General features: G+C 43.5%; 9 protein-coding genes. 4 read left to right on the top strand and 5 right to left on the bottom strand.

The window, feature by feature from the left end; all coding sequences use genetic code 11:
- Positions 1-36: 36 nt before the first annotated feature.
- Positions 37-534, bottom strand: a complete 498-nt coding sequence (locus tag ACR5KR_RS05755; RefSeq protein ID WP_322693396.1) for a pentapeptide repeat-containing protein — start codon at positions 532-534, stop codon at positions 37-39.
- A 227-nt stretch (positions 535-761) separates the two neighbouring features.
- On the opposite strand from ACR5KR_RS05755, the gene gcvT reads away from it, so the two are divergent.
- From gcvT to gcvP, 3 genes are all read left to right on the top strand, one after another.
- Positions 762-1898 (top strand): glycine cleavage system aminomethyltransferase GcvT, encoded by a 1137-nt coding sequence (gene gcvT / locus ACR5KR_RS05760; protein WP_448265794.1) that lies wholly within the window; start codon positions 762-764, stop codon positions 1896-1898.
- Between the two features lie 124 nt (positions 1899-2022).
- Complete coding sequence (gene gcvH, locus ACR5KR_RS05765) at positions 2023-2412, top strand: glycine cleavage system protein GcvH (protein ID WP_289797706.1); 390 nt, start codon at positions 2023-2025, stop codon at positions 2410-2412.
- 204 nt (positions 2413-2616) lie between these two features.
- Complete coding sequence (gcvP, locus tag ACR5KR_RS05770; protein ID WP_448265795.1) at positions 2617-5550, top strand: aminomethyl-transferring glycine dehydrogenase; 2934 nt, start codon at positions 2617-2619, stop codon at positions 5548-5550.
- A gap of 90 nt (positions 5551-5640) precedes the next feature.
- On the opposite strand, the gene ACR5KR_RS05775 is transcribed toward gcvP, so the two are convergent.
- The 4 genes from ACR5KR_RS05775 to ACR5KR_RS05790 form a co-directional block, all read right to left on the bottom strand.
- Positions 5641-6618 (bottom strand): LysR family transcriptional regulator, encoded by a 978-nt coding sequence (locus ACR5KR_RS05775; RefSeq protein WP_448265796.1) that lies wholly within the window; start codon positions 6616-6618, stop codon positions 5641-5643.
- Positions 6619-7126: 508 nt separating this feature from the next.
- Positions 7127-7990, bottom strand: a complete 864-nt coding sequence (locus ACR5KR_RS05780) for a WGxxGxxG-CTERM domain-containing protein (protein ID WP_448265797.1) — start codon at positions 7988-7990, stop codon at positions 7127-7129.
- Positions 7991-8866: 876 nt separating this feature from the next.
- Positions 8867-10231 (bottom strand): HEAT repeat domain-containing protein, encoded by a 1365-nt coding sequence (locus tag ACR5KR_RS05785; protein ID WP_448270100.1) that lies wholly within the window; start codon positions 10229-10231, stop codon positions 8867-8869.
- A gap of 46 nt (positions 10232-10277) precedes the next feature.
- Complete coding sequence (locus ACR5KR_RS05790) at positions 10278-10691, bottom strand: QcrA and Rieske domain-containing protein (RefSeq protein WP_322709271.1); 414 nt, start codon at positions 10689-10691, stop codon at positions 10278-10280.
- A gap of 511 nt (positions 10692-11202) precedes the next feature.
- Here ACR5KR_RS05790 and ACR5KR_RS05795 point away from each other — a divergent pair.
- On the top strand, positions 11203-12804 hold the full coding sequence (locus ACR5KR_RS05795) for a ferredoxin--nitrite reductase (protein ID WP_448265798.1): 1602 nt from the start codon (positions 11203-11205) through the stop codon (positions 12802-12804).
- The last annotated feature ends 80 nt before the right edge of the window (positions 12805-12884 follow it).

Here is a 12884-nt window from a genome sequence, read left to right on the forward strand (position 1 = left end):
ATATCCCCCTCTCCACTAGCGAAGGGGGGTTAGGATTTACTTACATCCTAGAGACTTGCGAGTTTCCACACCAGTTTTAGAATTCACACCACTTGCGTTAACACAAAGCTTTTTCACTTGTATTCCATCTAAAATTGCATTCGTAAAATCGGTACCTGTGATATCCACGCCATCAAAAGTAGAACGCAGCATCATCGCATCAGTCAACACAGCATCACTTAAATCAGCATCCTTAAACTTGGTTAGATAGGCTATGCCTTCACTAAAATCAGCACCATGCAGATTTACCCCCTGCAATACGCTACTGTTAAATACGCCACCACGTAAGTCAGCATTGCTAAAATTAGCATTCTCTAATTTGAGATTGGTAAACTCAGTACCAATTAAACTTTGGCCAGAGTAATCCTTGGCCTTGAGTTCATCATTACCCACAGAACGAGTAATACTGGAAGAACTTGCTGCTTGCGCCGATAGGGGAAACAAAAAAAGAACCATAGCTAAGACAAAGCTAGCTAACAGTTGCCAATATTTCATAATCTCTTCTTAATAAATCTCAACATTGCCACCATTAACTATTAAACCTCACAGAAGGGAATAGGGTGCAGGTTATAGGGTACAGATTATTTCCTATCACCTGTTCCCTGTCACCTGTCTCCTGTCCCCTATCCCCTGTCACCTCTTCCCTAATCTCTCGTAGGATGATAGATGTTGAGGTGCGATGCCTAACGGCAAGTTGCTCCGCATCTACGCAATAATTACCTGTGGCTAATCAAGAAGACAACGCCCAATCTCTGGCGCGAACCCCTTTATATCAATTGGGTGTAGAACTCAAAGCACGCCTTACCAGCTTTGGCGGTTGGGAAATGCCCGTGCAATTTAGTGGAATTAGCCGCGAACACGAGGCTGTAAGAAATACAGCCGGAATGTTCGATATTTCCCACATGGGCAAATTTACCCTCCAAGGTAAAAACCTGATTTCCCAACTCCAGCCACTAGTACCTTCCGATTTGAGTCGTTTGCAACCCGGTCAAGCACAATACACCGTATTGTTAAATCCCCAAGCGGGAATTATTGACGACATCATTGTTTATTATCAAGGTGAAGACACCAGTGGTACACAAAAAGCATTCATCATAGTCAATGCGGCAACTTCTGGTAAAGATAAAGCATGGCTATTGCAACACCTTGACTTGGATAAGGTGCAATTCCAAGACCTTTCACCAGATAAAGTCTTAATTGCCGTCCAAGGGCCAAAAGCGATTAAATATCTCCAGCCATTAGTGCAAGAAGACTTGCAACCAATCAAAGCCTTTGGACATTTAGAAGCAACTCTACTAGGTAAACCTGCCTTCCTAGCCCGCACAGGTTACACCGGAGAAGATGGCTTTGAGGTGATGGTAGACCCGAATGTGGGAGTAGAATTGTGGCAAACTCTCCATAAAAATGGTGTTATCCCCTGTGGACTCGGTGCGAGAGACACTCTGCGCTTAGAAGCAGCGATGGCACTGTACGGACAAGATATCGATGACATCACCACACCTTTAGAAGCAGGTTTGGGGTGGCTAGTTCACTTAGATACCAAAGGCGATTTTATCGGTCGGGAAGTTTTAGCACAACAAAAAGCCACTGGAGTAAAGCGCCGATTGGTAGGTTTGCAAACCCAAGGACGCAACATTGCCCGTCATGGCTATCAAGTGTTATCCACAGGTAAAGTTGTGGGAGAAGTTACTAGTGGCACCCTGTCACCGACACTTGGTTATCCTATTGCCTTAGCTTACATTTCCACCCAGCTAGCAACTGTCGGTCAGCAGCTAGAAGTCGAAATTCGCGGCAAAACTTATCCAGCAGTTGTAGTTAAACGTCCCTTTTATCGGTCAAAAAATCGTGTTACCAACTGATAAGCGTCGAGGTTTTTGAGGAATAATGTGTTGTGAGTTATTCAACTACACTAAGGTTCATTACCAGATATGACTTGGATGACTGTTAGGGAAATAGTTTTTTTGATAAGGGAGAGGAAGTGATATGTCTTTTGAATATCCTCAAGATTTCAGATACTTAGATTCTCATGAATATGTGCGAATCGATGGTGAAATTGCCACCATTGGCATTACTGAGTTTGCCGTACATGAATTAGGTGATATCGTCTTTTTGGAACTGCCAGAAATTGGCGATGCTCTTACCAGGGGAGAAAACTTTGGCACAATTGAATCAGTTAAAGCCGTTGAAGAACTGAATTCACCAGTAACAGGCACAGTTATAGAACGGAATGAAGCCTTAATTAGTTCTCCCGAAGAAGTGTCAGAAGACCCCTACGGGGAAGGGTGGTTTTTGAAAGTGCGCGTCAATGACCCTGGCGAAGTTGAAGATGCCTTGACAGCAGATGAGTATCGCGCCCAAGTAGAAGGGGAGTAGGAGTGCTGTTAGCGTCAGCGGGGCGTTTAGCCCGTGCTGAGTGCTGAGTGTTGAGTGGAAGAGTAAGGGACTAGGTGAATGGAGAAGGTAATTAATAATTACTCTTATTCACCTATCCAATATCTTCCGAATCCCCAGTCCCCAGCCCCCAGTTTAAGAGTATTTATTGCAAAATATGAAATAGTACCGTCTGGAGAGTAATTTGTGGTATTGAACGCCCCTATTCTCAAGTCTCATGAGCAGCAAGTGCTGGACGAAAAAAGTAAAAATTTAAGTAGTTTTGTGCCAAGACACATTGGCCCTAACTCCGATGATATTCAGCAAATGCTTAAGGTTTTGGGGTTTCCCAGCCTGGATGCCCTAATCGACCAAACAGTTCCACAGGCAATTCGGCTGAAGCAACCGCTAAAGTTACCTGAAGCAGAAAGCGAGTATGCAGCACTGGCATCGTTAAAAAAAGTTGCTGCCAAAAATCAGGTTTTCCGTTCATACATTGGTATGGGCTATTACGACAGTATTACCCCACCTGTGATTGGGCGTAATATCCTAGAAAACCCCGGTTGGTATACTGCCTATACTCCTTATCAGCCAGAAATTGCTCAAGGGCGACTAGAAGCGCTGCTGAATTTTCAAACTCTGATTATTGACCTCACGGGTTTAGAAATTGCCAATGCTTCGTTACTTGATGAAGCCACAGCAGCAGCAGAAGCAATGAGTCTAAGCTATGGTGTCTCTAAAAATCAGGCAGATGCCTATTTTGTCTCTCGCGATTGCCATCCCCAAACCATTGATGTGTTGCAAACACGTGCTAAACCATTAGGGATTAAGATCGTTGTTGGGGATCATCAAACATTTGATTTTGAGCGACCAATTTTTGGGGCTGTTCTGCAATACCCTGCAAGTGATGGCACTATTTATGACTACCGCGCTTTTATCGAAAAAGCCCATGCTAAGGGTGCATTGGTGACGGTAGCAGCAGATCCTTTAAGTTTAACTTTGCTGACCCCTCCTGGGGAATTTGGCGCTGATATTGCCGTCGGAAGCACTCAGCGATTCGGTATTCCTTTGGGGTTTGGGGGACCCCATGCGGCATATTTCGCTACGAAGGAAGAGTATAAGCGGCTGGTTCCAGGACGAATTGTGGGAGTCTCAAAAGATGCCCAAGGGAAGCCTGCATTACGTCTCGCCTTGCAAACCCGCGAACAGCACATCCGCCGCGAAAAAGCTACTAGTAATATCTGTACTGCACAGGTGCTACTGGCGGTAATGGCAAGTATGTACGCCGTTTATCATGGGCCTACTGGACTGAAGCAAATTGCTGAGAATATCCATCAGCTAACTTTAATGTTGGCAGCAGGACTTAAGCATCTAGGTTACAAAATTAGTTCTGAAGATTTCTTTGATACACTGCGGGTGGAATTGGGAACACGCAGCCTAGAAGTAATTCTTGAAGCTTGTCAAGCAAGGAATATTAACCTGCGAATTTTTGATGACACTGCTGTTGGTATTTCTCTAGATGAAACAACTACAGTAGATGATTTGGTAGAAGTCTTGGAGATTTTTGCAGCGCCTGATAGTCTATTTCTCGGTTTTAAAGAAATTGGAGACTTAATTGCAGCACAGCGCAAATCACCTCTACAAAACTCAAGCCTTGCCCGTACAAGCACCTATCTCACTCACCCAGTTTTTAACCGCTATCACTCAGAAACGGAATTGTTGCGTTATCTGCACAAGCTAGAAAGCAAGGATTTGTCGCTAACGACATCAATGATTCCTTTGGGTTCTTGCACAATGAAGTTGAATGCAACTGCTGAGATGATTCCGGTAAGTTGGGAGGAATTTGGCAAGATTCATCCATTTGCCCCAGCGTCGCAAACGCAAGGCTATCAAATCTTATTCCAGCAACTTGAGGCATGGTTAGCTGAAATTACTGGGTTTGCGGGAATTTCTCTACAACCAAATGCTGGTTCTCAGGGCGAATATGCTGGACTTTTAGTAATTCGTCAATATCACGAAAATCGGGGCGAAGCACACCGTAATGTTTGTTTGATTCCCACCTCCGCACACGGGACAAACCCAGCAAGTGCGGTGATGTGCGGGATGAAGGTAGTAGCGGTTGCCTGTGACTCACAAGGTAATATTGATGTTGCTGACCTGAAGGCGAAGGCAGAAAAACACAGCAATGAATTAGCCGCCTTAATGGTGACATATCCCTCAACTCATGGGGTCTTTGAGGAGCCAATTCAAGAAATCTGCGCTGTTGTCCATAGTTATGGCGGACAAGTTTACATGGATGGGGCAAATATGAACGCCCAAGTGGGAATTTGCCGTCCTGGGGATATTGGCGCGGATGTCTGTCACTTGAATCTGCACAAAACCTTCTGTATTCCTCATGGTGGCGGTGGTCCTGGTATGGGGCCCATTGGCGTTGCATCTCATCTTGTGCCTTTTCTACCCGGACATCCTGTTGTTACTATCAACGACTCAACTCAGCACTCACATATTGGTGCTGTGGCAGCTGCGCCTTGGGGTAGTGCGAGTATCTTGGTGATTTCTTGGATGTACATCGCCATGATGGGTGCAGATGGTTTAACCCAAGCTACTAAGGTGGCGATTCTCAACGCTAACTACATTGCCAAGAAACTGGAATCGTATTATCCGGTTTTGTATCAGGGGAAAAATGGTCTAGTTGCCCATGAGTGTATTTTAGATTTACGATCGCTCAAAAAATCAGCTGCGATCGAAATCGATGATGTTGCCAAGCGTCTCATAGATTACGGTTTCCATGCGCCGACTGTCTCCTGGCCTGTAGGGGGTACAATCATGGTGGAACCTACAGAAAGTGAATCTAAGCAAGAGTTGGATCGTTTCTGTGATGCGTTGATTTCTATTCGTCAAGAAATTGCCGAAATAGAAGTTGGCAAAGTGGATATCCAAGATAATCTTTTGAAGAACGCACCCCACACTGCCGAAAGTTTAATTACTGGAGAATGGCAGCATTCCTATTCTCGCGAACAAGCTGCCTATCCTGCGCCTTGGACTCGTGAATATAAATTCTGGCCAGCTGTCGGTCGCATTGATGCAGCCTTTGGCGATCGCAATTTTGTTTGTTCTTGTCTGCCAATGGATGCTTATTAAACTGAAGTAGGGGCGTACAGCTAGCTGTGCCCCCTACGATAGATTATTTTTTTCGCTGGAATTTTTAAAATTGGGATCGCGTTGCTTTAATTAACTTACGTTGTCCAATAAAATCGCAGTTGAGGAAGGCGATCGCTGCTGGTTAATTTGCAGTGGGATATTTTCTTGCACGAGTTGCCAAAAATGTTTAATGGGAGGAATTTGCAGACGATCTTGAGTTGTCACCATAACTACCCGTCGAGTCAAACTGGAACCATCTGCTAAACCACTAGTATTATTACTGGCTAAAGAACGAATCGCCAGGGTAGGGTCAAGACGTGCTTCCAGTAATGCTGATTGAGGTAGCAAAGCTATCAATTTCCCTTGGCGCACAACTCCCCGGAAGGCATCTAGGGTATTTACCTCTAAAGCCGACTGGAGTGTAGCTTCCATCCGCTCAAATTTATCTTGTATTAAGCGTTGCATCCCATAACCATCTTTAAAAACCACTTGGGGATAACGAATTAGCTCCGACCAAGGGACGCATTCATATTGTGCGAGAGGATGATTGGCTGCGGCTAAAACTTCTATAGGTTCATCATAAAGTACTTCTACCACTATTTCTCTACTGGTGGTTAAAAAGCGATTATTCATCACAATTGCTAAATCCACCAATCCATCTTTGAGGACTTTCAGGGCGCGATCGCTTCCCAATGAAGTCACCCGCAATTGCACATCTGGATAATCATAACAAAATTTTTGCAACACTGGTGGTAAGTAAGATCCACAGAGAGAGTGAATCACGGCAATGCAAAGTTCTGGTTGCTTTCCGGCGATTAAATCGGCTAATTCTTCTGTAGCAGTCTGCCACTCTTGACAAATTTTACGAACGCGGGGTAACAAACGTTCGCCTCCTAGTGTCAGTTTGGCATGAGTGCTTCTGTGAAACAGTTCTATCCCCAAATCTGCTTCTAATGCTTGGATTTGGCGACTAATCGTCGATTGGGTGACACCAGATGTTCGCGCTGCTTGTTGAAAGCTGCCGGTTTGGGCGATCGCTAGAAAGGCTTGCAACTGCTCTAGGCGCATTTTTATGTAGCCTGAATTACATTGATCAGTTTTATAAAGTTAACGGATTTTTATCCACAATTTAGTAGAGTTTGTTACAGCTTTTTTTCTCTGATTAACATTTAAGTAAATCAGATTTGACCGCCTTTATTGTCAATGATGCGCTTTGCACCGATTTTTTCGGTAAATTTCGCCCAAAAAATAATTAACTATTTTCTGCTGAAATATATGAATTTTTAGATAATATTTTTAACGGTATCGTTCTGAGCCATTCTCTTGTGATTACAGAAGCTAATAGTTGAACTGTAGCGAACTATCAGTGTTTCACTCGATCGTTATGCGACGGATTATATAGCGGTTTCTAATTGAGATAAAGTAATCATTTGAACTTCGCATCTCAATTACCTGAATGTTACCGTAGGTCAGGTTGTTTTTGTACAACTTAGGGATACAGCTGCGATCGCATCAGATTTGCAAAAGACATAGAGGGCACAAACTATAGCTGTGCCCTCCTAAAATGTGGTGAATGCTATCTAGAGCGAGAACCTGTTACTTCATCGGGATCTCTATAAGCCCGAACTTTTTCGCGATTACGCAGTCCAGCTAAACCAGCTAGACCAAGTAAACCTAGCCAACCAAAATTGAAACCGCGATCGCTAGTTCTTTCGGAAGCTGCGACACCTGTATTTCTGTTAGTACCTGTGGCATCAGTGCCAGTGCCTGTTGTTCCACTACCTGTGGTATCAGTGCCAGTACCTGTTGTTCCACCTGTGGTATCAGTGCCAGTGCCTGTTGTTCCACTGCCCGTTGTTCCACCTGTGGTATCAGTACCAGTGCCTGTTGTTCCACTGCCCGTTGTTCCACCACCTGTAGTTCCAGTGCCTGTGGCATCAGTGCCTGTTGTCCCGGTTCCAGTGCCCGTTGTCCCGGTTCCAGTGCCCGTTGTGCCAGTGCCTGTAGTTCCAGTTCCACTGCCCGTTGTCCCAGTTCCAGTGCCTGTAGTTCCAGTTCCAGTACCTAAGCCACTGCCTGTTGTCCCGGTTCCACTGCCCGTTGTGCCAGTGCCTGTAGTTCCAGTTCCGGTACCTAAGCCACTGCCTGTTGTCCCGGTTCCACTGCCCGTTGTCCCAGTTCCAGTGCCTGTAGTTCCAGTTCCAGTACCTAAGCCAGTCCCGGTTCCAGTCCCAGTTCCAGTGCCTGTTGTCCCGGTTCCAGTGCCTGTAGTTCCAGTTCCAGTACCTGAGCCAGTGCTACCACCGGAGCTTCCGCTACCGGAGCCTCCACTGCCGGAACCTCCACTTTGGGCGGAAACTAAAGTAGGTAAGGATACAGAAGCGAAACTGATGGCAAATACAGTAGCTAAAACAGCTTTAGATAAATTGAAAGGCTTCATGCTTATGGTTCCTTTTATTTTCTAGATTTGTATCGTTGATTGATTTACAAAAGCAATATTGTCTCTTCAATCCACTGCTAAATTAGGTAAATTATGACGAGGCAGATTGCAGAGTATTTTACTTAACTTCTTCTGGAAAAGTTGAAAGTATTTGAAATACTACCAACAACTCGTTCTTTCTTTGTCACATTAAGCAAAATAACTCATAATCAGTAATTACTAATTTAGGATTAAGAACTTACGAACAAAATCGCTTGTTCAAAATAGAAAATAACTATTGTTACACTTATTTCTATCTATCCTATTTTTATTCATTACTTATTGTGAATCATTTTGTTACTGTTAGATAGCATAAGTGTTAGTTTTTCATCAGACTTCTACCATAAGAGTAAAACCACTTATATCCCAAGAATTAATTTGACATTCAAGTTAGGTTAGTTTATATAGGAATCCGCTTTGATTCGGAGAAATTATTTGCGTAGGGAGGGAATAGGGAAGAAGGAATAAATGTATACTGAGTTGTTTTCAAAAATCAAATACGAGTCCTATATAATTACTTTATTGACATTAGCTTTTAGTTATTTCGATCTAAATGAACTAAAAACTCTATACAGCCGGATGCTGCTAGCAGTTGAGACTCTATTAAGAATACTTCACAATCTTATTTCACCTGAAAACTTATAACTTCATACTCCAGATGTGTCTTACTTTAGACTTAAGGAATACTTTTCTTGCCAGTTCAGTAGAACGGCATAAATAATTAAAGGTTTGTAATCAGGATTTTAATCCTCTCTTATCTAGGAGACGCTGCGCCCTAAGCGTAGCTATGCCGCAGACTTTACGAGACGCTACGCGATTAAAAGTTGACACTGAAATTTACCATTCGGCTAAAGCGATCGCTATTCCTTGTTTTAAATCTGGTGTGATTGCATCATTATTCGCTAACTGCTGCAATTGTTGATGTGTGGCTTCCTCATTCAGATTTTTCAGTGCTGCGATCGCATGTAGTCTCACCGATGCATTCGGATCGGCTAACAGGGAAATCAATGGTTCAATTGCCTGCATTTCGCCTAACTGTCCTAAAGATAAAGCGATCGCACTTTTGATGCTAGCAACCTCTGTGGCCGGATGCTGCGTTAGCATTCGCGGAGCATCTCGTAGAGAAGCTTGCTGTTCGCGTAGCGTCTCGTAGAGAAGGGATCGCAGTATTTGCAGTAATATTTCTACCGCTGGTGTAGTTAACTCCGGTTTTTGCACTCGTCCCAAAACTGTGACAATTTCTTGCCACACTGTTTCTGATGTACTTTGATTCAGTGCTGTTTGCAAATATTCCAAACTCGATAACGTTCCCATCCAACTTAAAGCGCGGATAGTTTCTAATTGCAGCGTTATCGGTGTCTGAGGTGAAATCAGCAAATCAAATAAGTATTTAGCAGCCTCATCACTACCAATTCGAGAAAGGGTAACTGCGGCTGCACAACAAACATCAAGGTTAAAGTCGTAAAGTTTGGGTTGCAGTTTCGTTATTAAATCTAATGCTTGATGTAAATCGGGGCGAAAACCCAAACCAAGCACTGCTGCACGCCTCACTGTGGCGGCTGGATCGTCCAAAGCTTTCAACAATACTGGCGGTATGCGTTCGTCATGAAAACTGCTGAGGGCTTCAATTGCGGCGGCGCGGATTGCTGCTTGTGGATCTTGCACTACACTCAACAGCGGCGTGATGGTTTCTGGTTGCCGAATACAACAAAGCGATCGCACTGCTAACAATCGTGTATTTTCATCTAATAGAAGTTCAGTTAGTGAAGCAATCGCAACAGTACCCATTTGTCCCAGTGCTGTAGCTGCGATCGCTTTGAGTTCTTCATCCTCATCATTTTTCAACAATTCAACTATTGATGCGATGGCTTCTGGGTGTTTAAATTCGCCCAAAGTCCTTGCCGCATACCAGCGCAATTCTTCTTCTGCCTCTTCATCTTCTAATATTTCAATCAGAGGTGGAATAGCAATATTTCCTAAGTGAGTCAACACTTTGGCAATTTCCCATCGTTGCTGAAAATCCCCCATTTCTAAGATGGAAAGTGTTAATTTCAGAAGATATTCTCGATTTTTAACTATCTCTGGATCTTCCGAATCTACCCCTAAAACTAATTGTTGCAAATATTGAATTAGTGATGACCAATCAGCGGCATTATGTGCTGCCTCGGCTAGTACCAAAAGCTGTTTGATATTACTCACAATATCTTGCTTGAATTATCAATTTTCTACCTCCTGTCCCCTGCCTCCACTAGCTTGGCTTAACTAAAACAGAATTGCCCTCAATCTTAGCGGCGTAAGTTTTTAGGGGGTCGGTTGCTGGGCCTTTTTGCACTTTACCATCGGCTCCATATTCCGAACCATGACAGGGACAAGCGAATTTTTTGGCATCTGCTTTCCATGCTACAGTGCAACCTGCATGAGTACAAGTAGGGTCAACAGCAGTTAGATTTCCGGCTTTAGATGTGCCGACTACTAGCACAGGCCCAGCAGGTGAGTTTTTTGCCAGCAATTGACCTGTTTTATCTAAATCTGCCGATGTACCTACTGTTTGCCAATCTTTAGATGCTGGAGTTGTTTGAGAAGAACAAGCTGCGATCGCTACAGGTAGAGAACTCGCAATCCAGCCCAAACCTACCCAATTAATAAAGTCACGACGTTTCATAACTGCTGAAATAATATCTAAGTTTTAGCTAACATCTCCCATTCAATTTTGGATTTTAGATTAGTCTATGGCGATCCAAAATTACTTCAGTTTTCTCAAATACCGTTGATTAAGGGCGCTGCATCGCTTATGGGTGACTTTAATGCAAGTAATGCATACTACTCATGCATTTTTTGAAAAATTTTTCCAAAAATCGTAACAATTTATACGATTTTAACACAAAAGTCACCTTAAGTTATGAGTATCGAAATTGTTACATGAACATTATCTAAACCTGCTTGACAAATTCCCAAGATGTAAATGGTCACAAATTTTCCTTAACTAACCACGGATTTGAAGTTTTGTGTTGGAATGTTCTTGAGTAAAAATAATCAGCCGTAGTTAAATATTAAGTTTTTATTCCCTAAATCTCGTAGATACAACACCTGATGTAACTACGGACTGATTGGAATTGGGAAATTATGACCACAGTTACCGATCGTATCAGTAATTTGCAACGAGATTCAAACTCATGACAGACACAGCAACTACCACTAGCCTTAATAAGTTTGAGAAATTAAAAGCAGAAAAAGATGGACTTGCCATCAAGAGTGAAATAGAGAAATTTGCCGCCTTGGGTTGGGAGGCGATGAACGAAACAGATCGCGATCATCGACTTAAATGGGTAGGCGTGTTTTTTCGCCCAGTTACCCCAGGTAAGTTTATGATGCGGTTGCGGATGCCTAACGGTATTCTTACCAGCAGCCAGATGCGTGTTTTAGCGCAAGTAGTGCAGCGTTACGGTGATGATGGTTGCGCTGATATTACTACTAGACAGAATATTCAATTACGGGGGATCAGAATTGAAGATTTACCAGACATCTTTAATAGATTTCACGCAGTTGGTTTAACCAGCGTTCAGTCAGGGATGGATAACGTCCGCAATATCACAGGCGATCCTGTGGCGGGGTTAGATGCAGATGAGTTGTACGACACGCGAGAGTTGGTACAGCAAATTCAAGATATGCTCACCAATAAAGGGGAAGGAAACCCAGAATTTAGCAACTTACCACGGAAGTTTAATATTGCGATCGCAGGTGGACGAGACAATTCAGTTCACGCTGAAATTAACGATTTAGCTTTTGTGCCAGCATTTAAGGAGGGGACAGGGGACAGAGAACAGGGGATAGGGCAAGAATTTTCCCAGTCACCAATTTTCGGGTTTAACGTTTTAGTCGGTGGCTTTTTCTCAGCTAAACGTTGTGAGGCGGCGATTCCTCTGAATGCTTGGGTGGCTCCAGAAGATGTAGTAGCTTTATGTAGAGCGGTTTTGGAAGTATTTCGAGATCATGGCCCGCGTGCTAATCGCCAAAAATCGCGCTTGATGTGGCTAATCGATGAATGGGGTTTAGATAAGTTTCGAGCAGAAGTAGAAAACCGTTTGGGTAAATCATTAATATCCGCAGCACCTAAAGACGAGATCGACTGGGAAAAACGCGACCACATAGGGGTATATAAACAAAAGCAATCAGGATTAAATTACGCAGGCTTACACATTCCTGTCGGTCGGTTGTATGCCGAAGATATGTTTGAAATTGCCCGTCTGGCCGAAGTTTACGGTACTGGCGAAATCCGTTTCACAGTTGAGCAAAACATTGTGATCCCCAATATTGCTGACTCGCGTTTAGCAACATTTTTAACTGAGCCTTTGCTGGAAAGATTTTCTATCAATCCAGGTTTGCTGACGCGATCGCTAGTATCTTGCACAGGCGCACAATTTTGCAATTTTGCCCTGATCGAAACCAAAAACCGCGCCCTGGCAATGATTAAAGCCTTAGAAGAAGAGTTAACCTTCACCAAACCAGTGCGAATTCATTGGACAGGTTGTCCCAACTCTTGCGGACAACCCCAAGTTGCAGACATCGGCTTGATGGGAACTAAAACTCGCAAAAATGGCAAAACCTTGGAAGGTGTTGACATATATATGGGCGGCAAAGTTGGCAAAGATGCCCATTTGGGAACTTGCATCATCAAAGGTATCCCATGCGAAGATTTGCAGCCAATATTGCAAGATTTACTCATCCAAAAGTTTGGGGCAAAACTCAACAAAGAAGCTTTAGTCGTTAGTAACTGATTGGGGATTTGTCATTTGTCATTTGTCATTTGTCATTTGTCATTTGTCATTGGTCATTTGTCACTTGTACTGAGCGTAGT

The sequence above is a fragment of the Nostoc sp. DSM 114159 genome (assembly GCF_053470285.1).

Bases quoted from the DNA above. Each gene is read 5' to 3' on its own strand.
- ACR5KR_RS05795 (WP_448265798.1), top strand. From the start codon at position 11,203: ATGACAGACACAGCAACTACCACTAGCCTTAATAAGTTTGAGAAATTA.
- gcvH (WP_289797706.1), top strand. From the start codon at position 2,023: ATGTCTTTTGAATATCCTCAAGATTTCAGATACTTAGATTCTCATGAA.
- ACR5KR_RS05755 (WP_322693396.1), bottom strand. From the start codon at position 534: ATGAAATATTGGCAACTGTTAGCTAGCTTTGTCTTAGCTATGGTTCTT.
- ACR5KR_RS05790 (WP_322709271.1), bottom strand. From the start codon at position 10,691: ATGAAACGTCGTGACTTTATTAATTGGGTAGGTTTGGGCTGGATTGCG.
- ACR5KR_RS05775 (WP_448265796.1), bottom strand. From the start codon at position 6,618: ATGCGCCTAGAGCAGTTGCAAGCCTTTCTAGCGATCGCCCAAACCGGC.
- ACR5KR_RS05780 (WP_448265797.1), bottom strand. From the start codon at position 7,990: ATGAAGCCTTTCAATTTATCTAAAGCTGTTTTAGCTACTGTATTTGCC.